This is a genomic window from Sunxiuqinia sp. A32 (assembly GCF_052690465.1).
Genome location: NZ_JBQYLI010000001.1, coordinates 431,612 through 453,962, shown reverse-complemented (window position 1 = coordinate 453,962; position 22,351 = coordinate 431,612). Strand labels below are relative to the sequence as shown.

Sequence of the window (22,351 nt, the reverse complement as noted above, 5' to 3'; positions counted from 1 at the left end):
TGCTGTCGGTGCAACAGAAACAGTAACACCACACTCCCCGGTAAGGTCCGGCAGACTGGCTACATCCGCAACAGGAGCTGTTGTGTCATCCACGATCACTGTTTGTGATTGGGTCGATGTGTTGCCATTCCCATCATCATACGTCCAGCTGATGCTGTATGTGCCCTGCGTGCTATAAGTTGTGGGATCTGTTGTCGTCCCGGTAATCGTGCCCTCGCAGTTGTCCGTTGCTGTCGGTGCAACAGAAACAGTAACACCACACTCCCCGGTAAGGTCCGGCAGACTGGCTACATCCGCAACAGGAGCCTCGCCATCTGATATATTATGCACAAACGTCGTATCATTATTTGAGAGATCTGGCTCATTTGAATTATTAGTAGTATAAACGCTGGCAACATCAGTCAATTCTGTAATACTGCTACTACAATCAGCAGTTACTTGAATCGTTCTTGTGATTGCTGCTCCTTCAGCCAAATCACCAATAGTCCAAGTTACCACACCGCCAGATTCACTTCCAGCATCGGAAGGGGTAACAGAGGAAAAAGTCAAACCAGAAGGAAGCGTATTTTCAACTACAACAGTAGTTGCATCGGCCATTCCAATATTACTGATAGTAAGAGTATAAGTATAACTTTCTCCAAAATTAACAGATGCAGGACCATCAATAATAATCTTTAAATCAGGAAGAAGAGTCACTAAAACTGTGGCCGATGTGGTATTATTATAGCTACTTCTATCTGTCTCAACTAGAGTGGCATTTAGATAATTGGTTACAGGAGTAACTATTTGTGTAAACTCACTTCGATCTTTTATCGTTAATTCATAAGTATATTCCTCAAATTCACCAGGTGCCAAAGTTCCGGCATTCCAATAAATTTCTCCTGGTGTGGTAGTATAATCGCCAGTACCTCCATCACTAATATCAGAATATATTTCATCAAAATCATCAATCAATTCAACACCAGTAGCTGTGTAATTACCTACATTTTCCACTCGAACTGTATATAATACGGCATCTCCTGGATACGCCTCATTCTTATCGGCAATCTTTGTGACTTGCAGATCTGGAGCGGAGTGAACAGTAGTTTCACAGGAAGCAGTTTCTGATCCAGGTTCAGTTTTTTGTGCATCTTCAAAATAACTTATTGTTGAATTATTAACTAAAATAGTACTATCTACAATATCCGTTTTAAGCTGAGCTACAATCTCAATTTTAACAGGAGCAGAACCAATATCTCCCAGATCCCAGATATTATCCGTACCAGCTCTGGTTGCAGGATCCGTGCTTATAATATGATCAATGTATAAAGGATCGTATGTATCTGTGACAACTGCACCATAGGCATTATCACCTGCATTTGAAATAAACAAATTATAAGATAAAACACCTCCAGCCTGAACTGGGTCAGGAGAATCAGTTTTATTAAAAGATATAGCAGGTCCCTGTGGATTTAAAATAAAAGTAGTAATGGTAGCAGGTCCGGCAATACAACCGGGAGAAGACGATTCATCCCAGGTGGAAGAAACCAGAATATCAGTATAATCATAGGTATTTGCCGGAGATTGATGAACGTATACCTGAACAAAGAATATATAATTGCTACCGGGGGCAATTGAAGGTGTAGTCCAACTTCCGGTTTCGCTGTTAATAGCCGAAACTGTATCCTGATTCTCATCTAAAATTACACGATATATAGTTCCACCTGTCTGATCATCCCCTGTACCTTCAAACACATCAACATCAAATTTATCAGTAATATTTCCATTGTTGGTCAGTACGTATTGAAAAATAGTATATGACCCTTTACTTGATTTTACAGCCCCATCTAATCCTGCTGGAGGTGTCACTCCACAAAACTGTAGGACGTCGGTAGAATATGAATCAGAGTAAGGATCAAAATCTACGCCATCTGAAATAGTAACGTTGGTAGTAACAATAGTTGAAGACTGAGTTGTTGGCATATAATAAGCACCAGGATCGGGCATACTAGAAACATTCGTTGATCCAAATCGTCCTGTTATAGTCAACAAATTCCTTCGTGCGGTCACATTTCCTAATTCAGGCTTCTCGTTTTTAGTCCAAGTTACTGTTTGAGTAGAACCTACAACTTCATGGATTCCGTCATCAGAAGAAGCTTCATACGTAAAATATGTTGTATCAGGAAGCTGAACAACTACTTCTGCATCTTGTGGATTTGTTCCAGCCTCGTTCCAAAATGTAATTGTGTATGATACCAGTTCTCCCGGAGTCGCCTCATCAGGCCCAACAATTTCAATATGCAAACCTGCAGGTTGCGCATAACTTGGTACTGCAATGACCATAAGTAATCCACATACTATTGCTATCTTGAAGAAATAGTATTTGAGCTGTCTCATATTCAATATATTTTTCATACAAATAATTTTTTATCAGTATCATTGATCAATTGAGAAAGTATCATCTTTGAAAATCTTGTATTATTATGATGATAATATGATGTAGAGTAAAACAAGCATACAACTGACAAATAATCAACGATGCTTATTCTCACCAATTTTATAAGAAAAACAATGGGAAAAACCTGACCGATAGGTTCCAAGTTAAAGAATCGATTAAACTTTGTATAAACTCTCCACAAACCAACTCCAATATTGATTTCTTTCACGTCCACAATTTGCTAGGTTAATTAAAACTTGAATTCTTTGATAATTTTGCGATCTAAAAACTTTGCATTTTCAGATAAATAGTCAACAAAAAAAACAAGTTGTTTCCCACAAGTTACGGTTTTCAGGTGATTCAAGGCAAGAACATGATATGAGTAATTACCGAATTCAGTACAAACTACATGATTGAGGTATCAAACAAATGTTCTCATTGAGCAAATGAGACATTTTGCTAAGAATTTAGAATGGATCAATACAGTGTGAAATACGTAATTTACGCACCAAAACGATGCATCTATTAGCCTAACTTACAGAAATGTAATATATTATCGAAACAATTTATTAGTCCGATATTATGAAATCATCAGAATCTTTTAAAACTGGAAAATTACGTCGAAACTTCATTAACGAGGCTTTATTTAACTTAGCAATTACAATTTCCTCATTGTTCCCGGAGGAAGCCATTTCACTGCCTTTTGCATCCACTATTTGGCTTCCTCCGCTATAGCGAATTCCATTGTTATCAACTCCAACTCTATTAACACCAGCAACAAAAGCCTGATTTTCGATTGCCCGTGCTTTTAGAAGTATATTCCAAACGGTTTGACGAGGGGCTGGCCAGTTAGCACAATTTATTAGAAGATCATAATCATTTTGGTTCCGACTAAATACGGGGAAACGTAAATCGTAACATACCTGAGGTAAAATTCTAAATCCACTAATTTCAAAAACCTTTCTTTTATTTCCTGCAGTAAAATGAAGATTTTCCTGTCCCATGGCAAACAAATGGCGCTTATCGTAGGAGTCAATTTTATCGTCGGCACCAATAAATACAAACCGATTGTAAAAGTTCTCGTTTTCTTTTATCATTAAACTCCCTGCCAGTGTAATATTCCTTGCTGAAGCCTGCTGTTTCATCCAGGATATAGTTTCCCCTTGCATACCTTCTGCAAATTGTTGGACCTGCATGCTAAAGCCAGTAGCAAACATCTCCGGTAAAACCACCAAATCGACATTCGCTTCAAGACTTCCGAAAAGCGATTCAAAATGCAATCGGTTTTTCTTTGGCTCTTCCCAAAAAAGATCGGTTTGGATCAGGGCAATATTTAAAGTGTCATTTATAGTCATTGGTCATTTATTGCATTTCAATTTCTTAGTGGCCACACTCTCATTTTCATTTTGAAATTTGGAACTGGCAACATGGTGTTTCATTCTTCGGCTGTAAAGAGTGCTGGATTTTTTCCAATCACGCCTCGCTCTCGATAATAAGCTTTCATACGCTTTATATCTTCTTGCGAATCATCGCTTAAATCCATTGTCTCGATCCATCCAACCTGTTTTCTTCCAAAGTCAAAAAAACCTAAATATACGGTTGCCCCGGTTGCTTTTGCAATCGTATGAAATCCTGCTTTCCACCGCTTATTCAACTGTCTGGTTCCTTCAGGCGTTATTGCCAAATGCATTACCTCCCGGCTGTTCATTTCATTTATGATTTGCTTAACTACCGAAGTTCCCTTGCTGCGATCAATAGGAATGGCTCCCATTTTTCTTAAAAAATATCCGAGTGGCCAAACGAAAAATTCCTTTTTGATGACAACATTAGCAACTCCTCCCACAGCAGTATAATACAGGTAGGAAATAACAAAATCCCACGCACTGGTATGAGGGACTCCAATAATAATAGCTTTTTTATGAGGCATTACACCATTGACGGCTTTCCACCCCCAAAGTTTCATTAGAAATTTACAAATCAACTTCATAAATTACCGCTTATTGTTTTTATTTCAAATGCATCTGCGCTAGCAAAATCTTTCAAATATTCAACAGCCATTTTAGTCGATTCTTCCAGACCTTCCATTCCACCATATGATACAATAATCATCAAAAAATGCTTCGTTTCCAGCGAAACGCCAGTTCGCTCAGAATCAGATGTTGACGTTCCAAAAGCTCCCTGGTCATCTCTAAATACGGGCATTCCTTCAATATTCAATTCGCCCCTTCCTAAGCCGATGTAAGGTTCACCAGCAACTCCAATTTCCAATTCAATACTACCCAAAATCTTGTCAACATCGTAACCACCAATTGAATATCCTGTTGAAATTGAAACAAGATTCAGCAAATCGACAACCGTATTTATTTGATAGAGCCCTTTTCCTGAAACTACCCTTCGTAATAATGCTTCTGCCGACAACCGGTATCGAGCCGGATCTTTCCCACAAGCTTTGTAGGCCTTTCTGGCAGATGCAATAGGTGGCATCTTGCTTATTTGTTCGGTTTTCAATTCGTTTGATAATTCATCACATTTTTTATTGATGAGTTGCCATAAATTGGAATTATTCTCCCTAACATCGACAGAACATTCTATGCAGGATAGGCTAATTTCGGGACAGGCTGTACAAATATTTTCACTTAATAAAATCGAGTTCATCTTTTTGGCTGATTTCATGCAAAATTATAAAACATTGAAGAGTAGACATTCTCCGAGCTCATAAAATTAATTACAGAAAGTTTAAATTTCATTTATTAATATACTCAGGATTGCACAGGATAGGCATATTAAGTGTTTTTTCTTAATTTGTTATCCTCTTAAAATGATAGTAAACAAACTTATGCAAAAACATCACTTTTTAGCTTTCGACCTTGGAGCATCCAGCGGAAGAGCAATCCTCGGAAGCCTCGAATCCAGCAAAATTACACTTACTGAAGTGCATCGTTTTGAAAATCAAATGCAATATATAAATGGCCATTTTTTCTGGAACGTATTCAGTTTATTTAACGAACTTAAAACCGGACTTAAAAAATGTGTTCAGGATCTTGGCATTCAACCAGATTCCATCGGTGTTGATACCTGGGGAGTCGATTTTGTTCATTTGAATAAAGAAGGAATGATTGCCTCATTACCTTTTGCGTACAGAGATTCAAGAACAGAAAGCAGCATGGACGACTTGTTTCAAATTATTTCAAAAGAGGAAGTTTATTTGAAAACGGGAATCCAGTTTATGCAATTTAATAGCTTGTTTCAACTTTACTCAATGGTAAAAGAAAAGGCATCAATCCTTGATGTGACTGATAAAATATTGTTTATGCCTGATGCTTTAAATTACCTTTTTTCAGGCGTTGCAAAAACTGAATTTTCCATAGCAAGTACCAGTCAAATGATTGTCCCCGGAAAAAATGAATGGCAACTTCCAATCATCGAAAAAGCGGGAATTCCAATGTCAATTCTAACAGAAATTGTTGATCCCGGAACAAAAATTGGTTTTATAAAAGATGATGTTGCAGAAGAAACCGGAAGTAACCCAGTTCCTGTTATTGCAGTTGCCGGGCATGATACAGCCTCTGCAATCGCTGCAGTACCGGCAAAAGGTAGAAACTATGCATACATCAGTTCTGGAACATGGTCGTTAATGGGCATCGAAAGTGATCAACCATTAATTTCAGAAAAAACGTTGGAAATGAATTACACCAATGAAGGTGGTGTTGAAGGTACTACCCGGTTCTTAAAGAACATCATGGGCATGTGGTTGATTCAAGAATGCCGCCGTGCATGGGAAGATGAAAAAAATTATACATGGGACGAAATGGTACAATTAGCGAAGACAGTTGATCCATTCAAATATTTGGTAAATCCGGATGATGCTTCTTTTCTAAATCCCGGGAATATGCCAAAAGCAATCGTTGAATTTTGCAAAAAAACAAATCAAGGAACTCCATCAACTCATGCCGAAATTATACGCTGTGTTTATGATAGTTTGGCTTTAAAGTATCGCTATACACTCGATCAAATAAAAACTGTGAGTGATCAACCCATTGAAAAAATACACATCATAGGTGGAGGTGCAAATAACCACTTTTTGAATCAGTTGACAGCAGACGCCACAGGGCTGGATGTTCTAGCAGGTCCAACAGAGGCAACAGCTACCGGCAATATACTATTACAGGCAAAAGCTATGGGAGCACTTCATTCACTAGATGAAATGCGGGAAGTGGTTCGAAATTCGTTTGAAGTGATAACCTTCACTCCTCAAAAAGAATTGAACTGGGAGAAAGCCTATTTGAATTTTGTGAATTTAGTTGAATAAAAATATCAGTACCTTTAAATAGTGGGAAAATTCCGGTCCTTTTTTGCCAAATAAACCTACAAACATGAAAAAATTCGTTTCACTAATTGCAGCTCTAATAATTGTTCTGGGTTCTTATGCACAACAAGTGTTTGTTGATAAAATCAATCCTGATCTTCTGATCAAACCATGGAATGCTAAATGGATTAACCATCCGACAACATCAGCAACTGATTATGGGGTCTTCAATTTTAGAAAAACATTTTCGTTAAACGAGGTTCCCGGAGAGTTTATCATTCATGTGTCAGCAGATAACCGCTACAAATTGTTTGTAAACGGAAAATTTGTTTGTCTGGGTCCCAGCCGTGGTGATCAGCTGCATTGGCGTTTTGAATCGGTTGATATTTCATCGTTCTTACAAAAAGGTGATAATTTAGTTGCAGCTGTTGTTTGGAACTATGCGGAACAAAAACCGTGGGCACAAATAAGTTATAAAACGGGATTCATACTACAAGGGAATTCATCTGCTGAATCCTTCATCAATACAAATGACAGTTGGAAAGTAGTAAAAAATGAAGCATTTTCTCCCAGTGGTGGAAAAACTTCTGGCGGCCAATTTATTGTTGTTGGTCCGTGTGACAGAATCGATGCATCACTCTACCCATGGAATTGGGAACAATTAGCTTTTGATGACTCAAACTGGAAAAATGCGAAAATCATTACCTGGGGACAGCCACGAGAAGCAGGTACCGGAATTGAATGGGGACTTGAACCTCGCCAAATACCTTTTATGGAATTGATTCCACAAGAATTCGCAAACATTCGAAGATCATCAAATATTGAAATCAGCGAAGATTTCCTAAGAGGTAATAACCCTATTACAATTAAGGCAAATCAACATTGTAGTTTTCTGTTAGACCAAAAAGTTTTAACAACAGCATATCCTAAACTATTAGTTTCCGGAGGAAAAGGAAGCGATATAAAATTAACCTATTCCGAAGCTTTGTTTGATGATAACAATCAAAAAGGGAATCGCAATGAGATTGAAGGGAAACATATAGATGGTTATAGTGACACTTTCATACCAGATGGCGCAGATAGTCGCTTATTCGAGCCTCTGTGGTTTCGCACATGGAGGTACGTTCTGGTAGAAATTAACACTTCATCGGAACCTTTAATTATAAACAAATTAACAAGTGAATTTACAGCCTACCCCCTCGAGGAAAATGCAGCCTTTATTTCTGATCAAACTGATTTAAGTAAGATCTGGGATGTAGGTTGGCACACTGCCAGACTTTGTGCAGGCGAAACCTACTTTGATTGCCCATATTACGAGCAATTGCAATATGTTGGGGATACTCGCATCCAAGCACTTGTTTCGCTCTATGTATCGGGTGACGACCGGCTCATACGAAATGCCATCCAATTGCTGGACAACTCAAGAATAAGCGAAGGACTGACAACCAGCAGATACCCAACTTCAATTCCTCAAGTAATTCCACCATTCTCCCTATACTGGGTAAATATGATTCATGACTACTGGATGCATCGGGACGATCCTGAATTTGTAATATCGTTTATGGATGGAATGGATCAGGTTCTAAATTGGTTTATTCAACGCGTTGACCCTGAAACAGGAATATTGGGCAGAATACCGTATTGGAACTTTGTAGATTGGGCAAACGAATGGTTTTGGGATGGTGAAAAAGCGGTGGGAGGAATTCCAAAAGGTGGCTATTATGGACAATCTTCCATACTTACCATGCATTTGGCATATACCGCAAAACATGCTGCGGAACTTCACCGGTACTTTGGCGAAAATAACATAGCACTTAAATATGAAAGAATAGCTTCTGATTTGTTAAAAGCAACTAAAGATCAATGTTGGGATGAGTCGAAAAATTACATAGCAGACACTCCTGAGAAAACTGATTTCAGCATGCATGCTCAAATTTTTGCAGTTCTCACTGACCTTATTTCGAAAGAAGAACAAGCTGATTTTGTTGAGCGATTTAAAGACGACAAAAGCTTAATACAGGCAACCATGTATTTCCGCTTTTATCTGACACGTTGTTTGCAAAAAACAAGCCTTGGAGATGAATACTTATCGACGCTAGGTTTATGGCATGAGATGCTGGCCAATGGTTTAACAACTTTTGCCGAAAAGCCTGACCCAACACGTTCTGATTGCCATGCATGGAGCGCTAGTCCTAATTATGATTTCCTTTCGTTGGTAGCTGGAATTCGACCTGCGGAGCCAGGTTTTAAATCAGTAGTAATTGAGCCTAACATGGGTGACCTCAAGAACATTGAAGGAAAAATGCCACATCCAAACGGGATGATAAACTTTAAACTCAAAAGAGTTGGCATAAATGGCATTAAAGGGACTATTGATTTACCTGGGACGCTGACAGGAACATTTCGTTGGAAAGGAAACGAAATTTCTTTAAAAAAGTCGACTATCATTGATCTTTAGCCGATTACCAGTACATTAATTATATTTTCAAGATCTGCTTTGAATTTAACATTCTTCCTATTAACTTCGGATTGCGGTTTGTGGTGATTCGATAATCCAGGGGATGTATTAAAGACAGATGCTAATATCCTGGAACAAAAATACTTTTACAGCTTTCATGGCCGTAATGGTCATTTTTTTATGCATAAAAAAAGTGGAGGCTGTTGGGTTTGAACCTGAAGGGTTCTCCTTTGATAACGACAAAATTGAAATTGAAGGAAGCCTTCGTCCTTTTACTTCTTCAATCGAAATTGAAGAACTAAATATGAGACGATTTCTGGTCAAGATATATTTGCATGCCCAGACTCCAAGTGCTCCCCCATCCTTTTCAGTAAAAATCAATTTTCCAAAAGACAATATCAATCAGCTTTGGAATTCACAGACATGGTCAAACAAATCGTACTTTACGATGCCATCATACGACCGGGCTGCAGCCAGTTTTGCTATTGTTTCCGGATTAACCATCAATGATCAGAATCAAATTACATTTACCTCCAGAGATAGGTATGAAAATCGGTTTATCAACACTTTTGTACAGGAAAAAGGAGACACGCTAGTATTTGGATTAGGTCTTTTTGAAGACAATCCGCCCATCTCGCAAATACAAGATTATGAAGTGCAGATTTTAGTAGATTTTCGGAACGTGCATTTCTCCAATGCCATCTATGAGGCTTCAAAGTGGAGATTGGCTGATAAATTTCAATCCATAACAACTGCAGTTGATACAAGTAAAGTTCCTGTATATTCGACTTGGTATCCGATGCATCGTAACATTCCACTTGAAAATATTTCACGGGAATTAGACTCGCTGTCAGCATTCAATTTCAAATCAATTTTAGTTGATGACGGTTGGCGATCCCTGGTAAAAATGAAGATAGATACGGTTTATAACTACGATGAAGAGAGCTTTGAAATCATGACAGATTTCAATCAAAAACGTAAAGATCTGGGATTGAAGCTTTACTTATGGTATTCCTTTCCATTTCTTGGTGGCAACCCGGCTGTTTCCGAAAAGTTTGAAGGTAAATACTTGCACTACAAAGCCCCCTTACAAAATTACGTATTAGATCCTCGTTACCCTGAAGTTCGAAAACACCTGATAAGTACATATGCCAATTTTTATAGCAATTGGATGTTCGACGGCTTTTGGTTCGATTTTCTGAGCAATTTTTACCCACCTGAAAATATATCTGTAAATGATGATTTAGGCAGAGATTATACAGATGTTGGTATCGCATTGGATAGCTTGACAAACGAACTGAACAAGCGCCTAAAAAGCATCAATCCTAATATTTTCATGGGAAATAAATTTGCTTCAGTAGGCCCAAACCGAAGCAATTACGAGAATTTTCTGGCAGGTTTTGTTGGTGTGAACAGTATTAAAATTGTTCGTGAGAAAATGGTCAACAATCGTTTACTCTATGGAAGCAAAACACCATTCCTTGAAATTATGGGAGTTCACCCAAGAGATAAAAGTATAGAAGTTGCCCGAAAGTTTCAAGCAATTATGTACGGAAATCCTTACTTGTCATTTTATATCACTACCATGCCAGAAGATAACAAACAGACAATCAGGTTTTGGTTAGAATATTGGAAGAAAAATTACGATGTTATTATGAAAGGTGATTTTGAGCCTATTAAAGTTGCCAGGCAATACCCCGCCATTCACGTTGAAAATAAAACCAAATCCATCTATACTTTATATGAAGATTATACACTTGCACTTCCGTACAGTATGACAAAAACATTGGATGTAATCAATTCAAAAGAATCCGAGCTTCTCAATTTTGTAATTAGTCAGCCAGGAATGGAATACAGCTACGAAATATATAATCATTTAGGGGCTATGACAGAAAAAGATATTTTAAAAACAAAACGCAAAAACACGGTAGAATTTTTGATTCCGTCAGGTGGTTTTATACGCTTCCTGTGATAAAATTACTTGTATTCAATTCGTGACAATTTGAAACCTAAATTTCATCTGTCGCAGGTCTGTAATGTCTTTTTAACCACCGGGCCAATCCGTCCAAGCCTGGAAACAGTACCCTCTCCGTAATATTTGCCTGATCCAACTTATCTCGAACTTCCCACTTCAATTCTTTTGGAATAATAATCCGTCGGAAAAGTTCTGGATGTTCTATGAGCCAGTCATCTAATATGGCCGTTGGATTGCTCATCACCGAGAAAAAGGCAAACTGGTTCACAATCCGTTGGTCAAGTGACGGAGGCTCGAAAAAAATAAGTTGGCTTTTTTCCAATTTATGATCCAAATCTGAAAGTGACATGATGTTTTCCTCCAGCATCTCAACGGTAAAAGCATTGCACTTTTCTTCAGAAAGCTGGCTCTTTAATGGCTCGCAAATCAAACGGTTTGCCCGAACAAAATCAACTTTCCAAATTACGCCATCAATATCAAACTTGTCCGTATTAGCCGTTGCAAAATGCATTGCAATAAATGGCGAATAAGTCCAATCTAACAGTCGGGTTGGTAAACCATGATGCTGAGCCATTACCAACGATCGCCAAAAGGATGCACTCAATTGAGCATCTTTCGAAATGGAGTATTTTCTAAAATTTCGAAGCATATGATACTCCAATTCAGGGCGCGAACCACAATTACGAATGTAACTACTCTTCAATTCATAACTTGAATCGGACAGTCCACGAAATGCATAATCCGAACGGTATCGACTCATTTGAGGTTTCCACGAATCATGATAAACTTCTTCGCAAAGTTCTTCCCACGATTCCACGACCTTATCATTTTGATATATTTCCTTGGAATTCATTTCTTTCAAAGTTGATGAAAAAATATCAAATCCAAATATGTTTTAAGCTATTTTTCCTGTTAAATAATATTTTCAAAAATGAATAGGCATGTCGCATGAATAAAGGATATTTGTATATTAGATTTTAATTTAACGACAACTTTATGAGTGCCTACCTTTTTGTTATCAGCCTTTGTGTAATAGTTATTGTATCATTCTTCTTTAACATGATCGCTAAGCGCACGAACATTCCAAGTGTGCTTATGTTGATTCTCCTTGGGCTAGGTATTCAACAGGTTTTAAACGTATACGGAATTACACCTCAATACTTTAACACCTTGGAAGTACTGGGAATAGTCGGGTTGATAATGATTGTTTTAGAGGCAGCTCTCGATCTGGAATTAAGAAAAGAAAAATGGCCAATAATATGGAAATCATTGGTAATTGCTTTTAGTTCACTATTATTTACCAGTTTGCTTATTGCATATATATTACAATTCTTTATTCAAAACATGGAATTCCTACCTGCATTGGTATATGCAATTCCTTTTTCCATTATGAGCAGTGCCATAATTATTCCAAGTGTGGCCAATCTAGGTAAAGACAAACGCGAATTCATGATTTATGAAAGCACTTTTTCGGATATACTGGGAATCATGTTTTTTTATTTTCTAATTGAAAATGTAAATGCTGCAGGTGTTGGCGAAGTTGCTCTTTTATTAAGTGGTAACATTATCATTACGCTTGTTATTTCTGTTGTGCTAAGTTATTTTTTAACGTATATAATTCAGTTCATAAAATCAGACGCTAAATTTTTCTTATTCCTTGCTGTATTGGTTCTATTATATGCCTCAGCGAAGTTGCTGCACCTTTCTTCATTACTCATCATTTTAATGTTTGGCTTGCTCCTGAGAAACCATAAGGTTCTGTTATTTGGCAAACTGAAAAGATTACTGAATGATGAATCCATTGATGCCCTGTTTGAGGATTTCAAGATGATCACCATTGAATCTTCCTTTTTGGTAAGAACATTTTTCTTCGTTGTTTTTGGAATCAGTCTGTCATTGTCCTCCCTTTTGAATTGGGAAGTTTGGACCATAAGCTTATTGTTTTTAACAGTAATATATGGAGTTAGATATTTTATGTTTTTAGGCGTCGAACGAAAAGATATTATTCCCCAGGTATTTCTTGCTCCTCGAGGTTTAGTCTCAGTACTCTTATTTTTTGCGATTCCTGAGGACTTCAAAGTACCGGAATTCGAAAGCGGTGCATTACTGGTTGTGATAATCGTCTCGAGTCTTGTTATGGCATTTTCTCTAATTGCAAATAAAACCGATGGTGCTGCCAACACTGAAAATCATAATATAGCGCAACCAGAAACAACCATAAAATAACAAAACTGCAAATTTTAAAAGCTAACTTATGAAACTAACATATTTTCTAATCCTACTATTATTTTCATGTGCATCAATGGCACAACGTCCAGCTTCTATTACAGATGAGGATGAAGTCCCTGCTTACCAATCGCCCGAACTACTAAAAAGTAAAACTGGGAAGAAGATAAAATCTGTTAAGAAATGGGAGAAAAGCAGAAGACCGGAAATACTCAAATTATTTACTCAGGAGATTTATGGTGAAATACCAGGAGAAATTGAAATCTCCAGCATACACGTTTTCGACGAAGACGAAAATGCCTTAGATGGAACGGCAATCAGAAAACAAGTTGAACTTTCCTTTGAAAAAAACGGACATAAAATCAGCTTTGATATTCTGATTTATTTGCCAAAATCTGAGCAGAAAGCCCCAATTTTTTTAGGACTTAATTTTTATGGGAACCACACCATTGACAAAGATCCCAATATACGATTAACAGAATCCTGGGCTCCAGACAATCCGTCTATCGGAATTATTCACAATCAAATTACCGAACAATCAAGAGGCGCCAGTTCCAATCGTTGGCCTGTAAAAAAGATATTAGAAGCAGGATATGGTCTAGCCACCATTTATTGTGGAGATATTGATCCAGACTGGAATGATTTTTCAAATGGAGTTCACCCACTTTTGTACAAAGAAGGTCAAATGAACCCTAGGGTGAATGAATGGGGAGCTATTTCTGCATGGTCATGGGGACTATCCAGAGCTCTGGATTACTTTGAAACTGATGAAGATATCGATGAAGAAAAAGTGGTTGTTGTGGGACACTCACGTTTGGGCAAGACTTCATTGTGGGCGGCAGCGCAAGATCAACGTTTTGCAATATGCGTTTCTAATGAATCTGGCTGCATGGGAGCAGCTTTATCAAGAAGACGATTTGGTGAAACGGTTGGACGAATTGCGTATACCTTTCCGTATTGGTTTTGCGATAACATTAAAAAATATGCTGGATTAGAAGGTGAAATGCCAGTTGATCAACACATGCTCCTCGCATTAATTGCACCAAGACCACTTTATGTTGCAAGTGCAAAAGAAGATTTATGGTCCGATCCAAAAGGGGAATTCCTTTCCGCACTTTATGCGTCTCCAGCTTATAAATTATATGATCTGGAAGGGCTACCTGCAACAGAAATGCCAGATATAGAACATCCCGTTATGGGATCAATTGGTTATCACATTCGAAACGGGAAACACAATTTGACCGATTATGACTGGGATCAGTTCATCAAGTTTGCAAATATGCATTTCATAAAAGCTCAGCCTTAAAATTGAATTTGAGGTCTCAAAGCACCGAAAAATACATCCGGAAAGCTCAAACTGTCTTAAAAAATGAATTCTTAACGCTATTCAAGTCTTCAAGATTACTGTTGTATGACAGATATTCCATGCCTATTTCTAATGAAATAATCAATTGGACTTGGTTCGGTCTCTATTATTTTAGCGCAAATCAGCAGGAAATTAAGCCGATAATAATACTAACGGAAGTAGAAGAAATGCGAAGCTAGTGGATCTATTTCAAGTTTTAAAAGAGCTAATATTAATGAGTTTGAATACTCCACCAAAAATTTGAAGCTGGGTTAGTCACCTTAAACTCACCACAACACCAGACACAACATGCTGAATACAAAGACAATACACTTCTATGAAATTCATAAAAAAAGCAGCAAATCAATGATTTGCCGCTTTTGCGGAGAGAGAGGGATTCGAACCCCCGGATCCGTGAAGATCAACGGTTTTCAAGACCGCCGCATTCGACCACTCTGCCATCTCTCCGTGATGTGGCGGCAAAAGTAGAGGATTTTTTTAAAAACCAAAAACTTTTACTGAAAAAAAACTTTCGATTACTAAAAAAAAAATAAGCCGCAAAGGTTGTTTTTTTGAATCATATTTTAGAATTTTATAAACTGTAAATTTAAAGCTTCGAAAATGCTTGATTTTACTGAGGTTTTAGAAAGTTTAAACTCGTTCTAAACAGTATTTAAAAATTAATATGTCAATAAACAAACAATTATAATCAGTTTATTTTTTAACCCTAAACATGTTTTCTTATGAACAAAGCTCAATTAATTGACGCCATCGCTGAAAAAGCTGGTCTTACTAAAGCAGATGCAAAAAAAGCACTGGATGCTTTCGTTGATTCAACAACTGACGCATTAAAAAATGGTGATCGTGTAGCATTGATCGGATTTGGATCTTTCTCTGTTGCTACTCGTAGTGCAAGAACTGGAAGAAACCCTCAATCGGGTGCTCCTATCGAGATTCCAGAAAAGAAAGTTGTTAAATTCAAGCCAGGTGCTGAATTAGCTGATACAATCTAGTAAGTATCCTGAGAAGAAATTTTGAAAGGGAAGCTATAAAAAAGCTTCCCTTTTCTATTTTTGTAGCTGCATTAATAAAAAACCCGGCTTATGAATACTGACCTGATTGAATATCTTTCGGACTTTGTTACGCCTGAACGATTGCAGTTATTCAACAACGTAATTGAAAATCGTACGCGATACCTTACTGTTGCTCTAGAAGACATTTTTCAACCACAAAATGCAAGCGCTGTATTAAGAACGTGCGACTGCTTTGGCATTCAGAATGTACATATCATAGAAAATCGAAATAAGTTTAGTGTTGACCGCGAGGTGGCGATGGGTGCTTCTAAATGGTTGAATCTGCACAAATACAACGAAAATGAGCAAAATAGTCTTGTAGCCATTCACGAATTAAAAAAACAAGGTTATCGAATTGTGGCCACCACACCACACGAAGGAGATACCAAGCTGGAAGAATTTGATCTTTCAAAAGGAAAAGCGGCCATTGTTTTTGGGACTGAATTAACCGGGATAACAGACATCATTAAAGAAGAAGCAGACGAATTCGTTAAAATTCCAATGTATGGCTTCACTGAAAGTTTCAATATTTCAGTATCTGCTGCCATCACCATGCATCATCTCACCCACCAGCTACGGTTTCACTCGGGTATTGAGTGGATGCTAAGTGAAAAAGAAAAACAGGAAGTAAAATTAGAATGGCTTCGTCGAACTATTAAAAGCTCTAAATTGTTAGAGAAACGATTTATTAAAAACAGAGAGACTAAATAAAGGTATGAATGTATTTGTAGAGAAATTTGCGGACCTCAAGATATTACGATATAAACTGGATGGATTTGAAAAGCTAAACCTCCAGCAAAAAAAATATATTTACTATTTAGCGTTAGCAGCCAAAAGCGGACGGGATATCCTTTGGGATCAAAACAACCGGTATAACCTGAAAATCCGCAAATTGCTTGAAACGGCACTAGCAACATACAAAGGAGACAAAACGTCGGAGCTGTTCCGAAACGTTCATTTATATTTAAAAAGAATTTGGTTCTCAAATGGGATCCACCACCATTACTCTACCGATAAAATCACCCCAAAATTCTCTGCATCCGAATTGAGAGAATTTCTGGATCAATCAAATATATCTTCTCTCCCATTCATTTCAGAGTTGGACGAGATTATTGAAGTTATCACCAACCCTGAAAAAGAAGCCAAACGAATTTCACTCGACAGTAATACCGATATATTGAAAGCTTCAGCAATGAATTATTATCAGGATATTTCGCAAGAAGAAGCTGAAACATTTTATGCTGAGAAAAGAAAAGCGGCTGGGGAAAAAGCCCCATCATTTGGCTTGAACTCTCAACTTATTAAAGAAAATGGTAAGCTAACTGAGCGAATATGGAAAGTTGGCGGCATGTATGGAGAGGCAATCTCTGAAATTATCTCGAATCTTGAAAAAGCAGTTACGTATGTTGAAAATGATTTGCAAAAAAAACTAATTGGCGAACTCATAGAATATTATCAAACTGGAGACCTTAAAAAGTTTGACGACTACTCTGTTTCCTGGGTAGAAGAGTTGGATGGCATGGTTGATTTTGTAAATGGATTTATCGAGATCTACGGGGATCCACTTGGGATAAAAGCAAGCTGGGAATCAATTGTTAACTATAAAGATATTGAAGGGACCAAACGTGCAGTAATTCTAGCAGATAACGCGAATTGGTTTGAGGCCAATTCACCAGTAAATGATGCTTTCAAAAAGAAAGAAGTTAAAGGTGTAAGCGCAAAAGTTATCAATGTAGCTATGCTTGGCGGCGACTGTCATCCATATACTCCAATTGGTATTAACTTACCAAATGCAGAATGGATTAGGGAGGAACATGGCTCAAAGTCCGTTACAATTGAAAACATTACAAAAGCATATTTTGAAGACTCCCTGGGAAATGGTATGCTGGAAGAATTCGCGGCATCAGAAGAAGAAATTAACAGAGCCCGCCAATATGGATATTTGGCTGGTAATCTGCATACTGATTTACACGAGTGTTTGGGGCATGGTTCAGGCAAAATGAATTCCGGAGTTAGTCCTGAAAATTTAAAGAATTATTACTCTACAATTGAAGAAACTCGTGCCGATCTATTTGCACTGTATTATATCGCTGATTCAAAGCTTTTGGAACTAGGGCTGGTTCCATCAGAAGAATCGGGGAAAGCAGCATTTGATTCCTATCTGAGAAATGGATTGATCACCCAACTTACAAGAATTGAACCGGGCAAAAATCTGGAAGAATCACACATGCGCAATAGGCAGCTCATCGCTAAATGGGCCTACGAACATGGCAAAAACGAAAATGTGGTTTCATTTGTCAAAAAAGATGATAAAACTTTTATTGAAATCAATGACTATCAGAAACTGCGGGATCTATTCGGAAAACTTCTTGCCGAAGTGCAAAGAATTAAATCAGAAGGAGACTTTATAGCCGCCAAAGAATTGGTTGAAAACTACGGAGTAAAAATTGACACTGCTACACACAATGAAGTATTGGAACGCTTTAAAAGGCTTGAGATTGCTCCTTATGCTGGGTTCCTGAACCCAGAACTCGAATTGGTTGAAAATGATTCAAGAGAAGTTATAGATGTTACCGTAAATTATGCAGATGATTTTACAACGCAAATGCTTGATTATTCCGATAGGTTTGGATATCTAATTTGAACTTTTAATTCAAACAATCAGAAAAATCTTTGACAATTCCCATGTTGATTTCTTTATGATCTTTTGTTTCCTGAAAACAAGGTAATGAAACGGTAAACGTACACCCTTTATTCTCGACACACTCGACGTTTATCTCACCATTTAATGCATTTATAAAATCCTTGCAAACGGACAAGCCAAGTCCGGTACTCTTCTCTCCCAGAGTTCCTTTTCGAATTTCTCTCTGATCAGTATCGAATAAAAGCTTGACCTGCTCTGGCGACATTCCAATTCCCGTGTCTGCTACATTTATTTCAACAATATTATCATTCATTTGATACGAAACGGCAACATTCCCATGTTCAGGAGTAAACTTAATGGCATTATTAATCAGGTTTCTCATAATGGTTTTTACCATATTTCTATCGGTCCACAACAAACAGTCTTCCGTTTCCTCAAAACTTAATTCTATGCTTTTTTCATTGCTGATGCTACTGTATATTTCCAGGCACTGTTCTACTATTTCTTTAATACTAACTCTTTCAAATTGAGGGTCTAAATCTTCTGATTGACTTTTAGCCCATGAAAGCAAATTGTCAGTTAACTCCAATACATAGTCATTATTTGTCTCCAGATCTTTTCCAACCCTCTTCAACTCCTCTAATTTATTATCTCGAAGATAAAAATCAATAAGGCGAGAAAAATTCCCAATTGAAATTAGTGGACTTCTTAGGTCATGGGCAATAATGCTGAAAAGCCTGTCACGTGTCTCAATTGCTTTTTGCAACTTTTTATTCTGATTGAATATTTGCTCACTTTGCGCAACAATACGTTTACTCTGTGCTTGTAGCAAACGATTTAACTTTCTGTTGCGATTTAATGCATACATAAAAAAGCCCAACACTCCCAATATAAAAATGGCAAAAATCAATAATGAATTCCGCTGGCTATGTTGAAGTTTAATTTCTTCTTCTTTAATTTGATTATCTTTCTGCAGAAGTGCAATTTGCCCGTTTTTCTTTTCTGTTTCATATTGCTTTTCCAACTCAAAGATCTTATCAGTCATCTCTGTTTGATACATACTATCTTTCAGAAAAGCCCATTTTTGGAAATACTCCAACTCTTTTCTCAACATTTCAGAATCAGATGTTTCATCGCCAAGACGCTCATAAATCAAATATAGATTTTTGTAATTCCCAAGAATTTTTCGTCTGTTATCAATTTGCCTAGCGATATCCAAGGCTTGGAAACTTAAACGTTCTGCTTCAGCATAATTTTCCATGTCGAGCTGGATGGCGGCTAAACTCCGGGTAGAATTTTCTATCCCATTAAAATCAGACATTTTCCGGTATTCAACCAGCGCACTATTAATGAAATTATCTGCCTTTTTATATTCTTGTAACCGAACATATACAACTCCAAGGTTATAACTTACCTTAGCTAAGTTCTCCGGATTGTCTGCGCTCTTGATAATCTCATATGCTTCTAACATATACTTTTCAGCACTACTATAATCCCTTTGTGATGCCTCAACTATTCCTAAGTTATTGTAAACCGAGAATTTTTGGACGACGTCTAACTGGAAAAAGTAATTGTCTAAAATATTCTGAAATATCTCTAACGCCTTACCATAATCTTTCATAAATCGGTGGGTAATAGCCAACCCATTCATGATGTCAAACCGCAAACTAAAATCATCAGAATCTTTCAACAACTTCTGGGCAATCATCAGGTTATCAATAGATTTATCAAACTGATATTTATTTTGAAATTGCTCGCCCAATTTAATTCGGGCCTTAATTTCATATATCCGATTTTGATTTATCATAGCCTGATCAACAACCCAACTTAAAATAGAAAAAGCTGAATCGGCTTTACTAATTTCAGCATAGGCATCAGCTAAAAACAATAAAGCTTCCCAATTAATCTCCTGCTGCTTATGTATTTTAGCTTCTCTACTTACTTGTTCACTAATAATAATTGTGCTGTCATAATTACGATGACTCAATTCTTTCAACAAATCAATCTGTTGTGCCAATCGAATTGAATCAACATCCTGAGAAAAAGCAGCATACCCACTCAACAAACACAAATATATCACGAATACTCTCTTCCACATAAAAGACAGAATATCAATAATAAACACTTAAAATACAAACAATTAACTAGAACCTATATAAAATATAATACCTACTGGGCATCATCAAAGTTCAAATCCGATTCCGCATTCTGTGCGTGTCCCAGATCTCCTTCCGGCAATATCTGTTCAACGATGCACTTGATTTTTGAATATGTTTCTGATTTGTCTAGATCAATTGCTACAACTGAAGAGAGAACTGGCAACTCCGGTCCATTTACCAACTGTGTTCTTGTTGAAACACTAATAATAACTCCCCAATATAATGCATCGGCAACCTCAATCTCTTGTTGTTCAATTTTCTCAATTGAATAATTTTTCGAAACAGCCAAAACCACTTCCAACAAGTAGCTTTCAATTGTTTTGCTTAAACTAAGGTAAGGCTTGAAGACTTTCATGAGACAATTTTTTTAAAATTTAGTCCCTGAAAGATACTAAAATTTTACTATTGTAAAGATGTTGTTAAATTAATACTGACGCAAACAAAAGCATCTTAAATACTGAATGGCAAACCATTGCAAATTAAAATACGATAAAACGGTTTTCTTTCTTACTGTAATTTATTTACAAAATAATAATAGCATACTACTAATAATCCCGGGGATCGTCCTCTACAATAGCGTAATGATAATTATCGTACCACTGTCCACGAATTGGCAGGATTTTTCGGCGCAGCCCTTCCCTTGTCATACCTGTTTTTTCCAAAACCCGGATTGATTTAATGTTTGAAGTCGCAACCCCAGCTTCAACCTTATGCAAGTCAAATTGTTCGAAGCCTGCCTTTATAAGGGTTTTTGCCACTTCTGTTGCATAACCTTTTCCCCACTGAGAAGGAATAAGCTTATAATATATTTCTCCCAGCCGGAATTTGTCACGAGATAGAAACATGCCAGCCATTCCAATAAATTCATTACTATCCTTGTTAACTATTTTCCAGGTATATGATTTTCGGTTCTCTTTACTTTGTTCCTCAATTGCGGGACCAATTAACTTTCTGGTTTCATCCATATTTTCAGGCAATCCCAGGGTGTTAAATTCATCCACTTCGGGCTGGGAATTTAAGCGATGAATATCAGCCAGATCATCCCATGAGATTTCTTCTAACAGCAGTCGATCCGATTCCAGATTCACAAATTCTATCTTTCTCTTATCCTCCATGAAACTCAATTTTTCCTACAAATTACGAATTTACATTTAAGTGGTTCCTGATCATCCATGAATTTTATCGGTTCGTCAATATTTTGATAGTAGATCAGTCCGAACTTACTAAACTCTTTTTCAATACTTTCATCATCGTAAAAAAAGACTTTTAATCCAGTTGATAATTTAAATCGGTTTTTACTCAACCATTTTCCAGTTCCAAACATTTCTGACTCAATGGAAATTACAGTAAAAACCATCATTCCGCCATCTGCCAATTGATTAACACAGTTTATTAAAAATTCATTTCGCTCTCTTTTATTAAGCAAGTGGATTAAAGCATAACAAAATATTCCATCATACATTTTGCTATCAAATGGCATTTCCAGAACCGACCCATGATATATCTGACCAGAAAAGCTGCTCTGACGTGCAATTTCGATTGCTGATTTCGATATTTCAATGCCAGTAACGCAAAAGTCATTTTCTTCAAAAACCAATGCATTTCTTCCATACCCAAATCCGGGAACCAATATATTTTGTGAGTTATTTTTTCGAAACAAGTCCAGCGCAAGTATCGCAGAATCTGAGGGTTCAAATTTCCACAATGCTCCTTCATTTTTAAATTTTGATTCCCAATATTCGCTCATAT

The 22,351-nt window shown here is 37.2% G+C and carries 17 protein-coding genes and 1 tRNA gene; 8 read left to right on the top strand and 10 right to left on the bottom strand.

Translation table 11 applies throughout. The annotated features are described in order from the left end of the window. The 4 genes from ACUNWD_RS01680 to ACUNWD_RS01665 form a co-directional block, all read right to left on the bottom strand. Window positions 1–2,394: DUF11 domain-containing protein (locus ACUNWD_RS01680; RefSeq protein ID WP_445586023.1), on the bottom strand; the 2,394-nt coding region annotated here is incomplete at its 3' end. 591 nt (window positions 2,395–2,985) lie between these two features. Beyond that, on the bottom strand, window positions 2,986–3,771 hold the full coding sequence (locus tag ACUNWD_RS01675) for an amidohydrolase (RefSeq protein ID WP_445586022.1): 786 nt from the start codon (window positions 3,769–3,771) through the stop codon (window positions 2,986–2,988). Window positions 3,772–3,851: 80 nt separating this feature from the next. Then, the gene (locus ACUNWD_RS01670) at window positions 3,852–4,403 is read right to left on the bottom strand and encodes a 1-acyl-sn-glycerol-3-phosphate acyltransferase (protein ID WP_445586021.1); all 552 of its coding nucleotides are present in this window, start codon (window positions 4,401–4,403) and stop codon (window positions 3,852–3,854) included. Beyond that, window positions 4,400–5,071 (bottom strand): B3/B4 domain-containing protein, encoded by a 672-nt coding sequence (locus ACUNWD_RS01665; protein WP_445586020.1) that lies wholly within the window; start codon window positions 5,069–5,071, stop codon window positions 4,400–4,402. The genes ACUNWD_RS01670 and ACUNWD_RS01665 overlap by 4 nt, the downstream gene beginning before the upstream one ends. A 181-nt stretch (window positions 5,072–5,252) precedes the next feature. Between ACUNWD_RS01665 and rhaB the strand changes: the two genes are divergently transcribed. The 3 genes from rhaB to ACUNWD_RS01650 all read left to right on the top strand — a co-directional run bounded on the left by rhaB (window position 5,253) and on the right by ACUNWD_RS01650 (window position 11,152). Then, a complete protein-coding gene (rhaB, locus tag ACUNWD_RS01660) occupies window positions 5,253–6,725 on the top strand; it encodes a rhamnulokinase (protein ID WP_445586019.1) in 1,473 nt (490 codons plus the stop codon). 64 nt (window positions 6,726–6,789) lie between these two features. Beyond that, on the top strand, window positions 6,790–9,180 hold the full coding sequence (locus ACUNWD_RS01655) for an alpha-L-rhamnosidase-related protein (RefSeq protein ID WP_445586018.1): 2,391 nt from the start codon (window positions 6,790–6,792) through the stop codon (window positions 9,178–9,180). Window positions 9,181–9,298: 118 nt separating this feature from the next. Continuing rightward, window positions 9,299–11,152 carry a hypothetical protein gene (locus tag ACUNWD_RS01650; protein WP_445586017.1) on the top strand — a complete coding sequence of 618 codons (1,854 nt, stop codon included), beginning with the start codon at window positions 9,299–9,301 and terminating at the stop codon, window positions 11,150–11,152. A 37-nt stretch (window positions 11,153–11,189) separates the two neighbouring features. Here the strand turns inward: ACUNWD_RS01650 and ACUNWD_RS01645 are convergent, their stop codons facing one another. Then, window positions 11,190–12,008: an FRG domain-containing protein gene (locus tag ACUNWD_RS01645; protein WP_445586016.1), complete on the bottom strand. Its 819-nt coding sequence runs from the start codon at window positions 12,006–12,008 to the stop codon at window positions 11,190–11,192. Between the two features lie 143 nt (window positions 12,009–12,151). Here ACUNWD_RS01645 and ACUNWD_RS01640 point away from each other — a divergent pair, with 143 nt between their 5' ends. Together ACUNWD_RS01640 and ACUNWD_RS01635 are read left to right on the top strand one after the other, a co-directional pair. After that, complete coding sequence (locus ACUNWD_RS01640) at window positions 12,152–13,381, top strand: cation:proton antiporter domain-containing protein (RefSeq protein WP_445586015.1); 1,230 nt, start codon at window positions 12,152–12,154, stop codon at window positions 13,379–13,381. 28 nt (window positions 13,382–13,409) lie between these two features. After that, window positions 13,410–14,687: a glucuronyl esterase domain-containing protein gene (locus ACUNWD_RS01635; protein ID WP_445586014.1), complete on the top strand. Its 1,278-nt coding sequence runs from the start codon at window positions 13,410–13,412 to the stop codon at window positions 14,685–14,687. A gap of 422 nt (window positions 14,688–15,109) precedes the next feature. On the opposite strand, the gene ACUNWD_RS01630 is transcribed toward ACUNWD_RS01635, so the two are convergent. Then, a tRNA-Ser gene (locus ACUNWD_RS01630) sits at window positions 15,110–15,194 on the bottom strand. Window positions 15,195–15,469: 275 nt separating this feature from the next. Here ACUNWD_RS01630 and ACUNWD_RS01625 point away from each other — a divergent pair. The 3 genes from ACUNWD_RS01625 to ACUNWD_RS01615 all read left to right on the top strand — a co-directional run bounded on the left by ACUNWD_RS01625 (window position 15,470) and on the right by ACUNWD_RS01615 (window position 18,443). Further along, window positions 15,470–15,739 (top strand): HU family DNA-binding protein, encoded by a 270-nt coding sequence (locus ACUNWD_RS01625; RefSeq protein ID WP_445586013.1) that lies wholly within the window; start codon window positions 15,470–15,472, stop codon window positions 15,737–15,739. Between the two features lie 90 nt (window positions 15,740–15,829). Then, entirely contained in the window at window positions 15,830–16,510 is a 681-nt protein-coding gene (locus tag ACUNWD_RS01620; protein ID WP_445586012.1) for a TrmH family RNA methyltransferase, read from the top strand. Between the two features lie 4 nt (window positions 16,511–16,514). After that, complete coding sequence (locus ACUNWD_RS01615; protein WP_445586011.1) at window positions 16,515–18,443, top strand: dipeptidyl-peptidase 3 family protein; 1,929 nt, start codon at window positions 16,515–16,517, stop codon at window positions 18,441–18,443. Window positions 18,444–18,447: 4 nt separating this feature from the next. Here ACUNWD_RS01615 and ACUNWD_RS01610 read toward each other — a convergent pair whose 3' ends face one another. The 4 genes from ACUNWD_RS01610 to ACUNWD_RS01595 form a co-directional block, all read right to left on the bottom strand. Beyond that, complete coding sequence (locus tag ACUNWD_RS01610; RefSeq protein ID WP_445586010.1) at window positions 18,448–20,541, bottom strand: tetratricopeptide repeat-containing sensor histidine kinase; 2,094 nt, start codon at window positions 20,539–20,541, stop codon at window positions 18,448–18,450. A 71-nt stretch (window positions 20,542–20,612) separates the two neighbouring features. Continuing rightward, entirely contained in the window at window positions 20,613–20,957 is a 345-nt protein-coding gene (locus ACUNWD_RS01605; RefSeq protein ID WP_445586009.1) for a hypothetical protein, read from the bottom strand. Window positions 20,958–21,147: 190 nt separating this feature from the next. Further along, on the bottom strand, window positions 21,148–21,717 hold the full coding sequence (locus ACUNWD_RS01600; RefSeq protein ID WP_445586008.1) for a GNAT family N-acetyltransferase: 570 nt from the start codon (window positions 21,715–21,717) through the stop codon (window positions 21,148–21,150). Window positions 21,718–21,722: 5 nt separating this feature from the next. Then, a complete protein-coding gene (locus ACUNWD_RS01595) occupies window positions 21,723–22,349 on the bottom strand; it encodes a class I SAM-dependent methyltransferase (RefSeq protein WP_445586007.1) in 627 nt (208 codons plus the stop codon). Window positions 22,350–22,351: the final 2 nt, after the last annotated feature.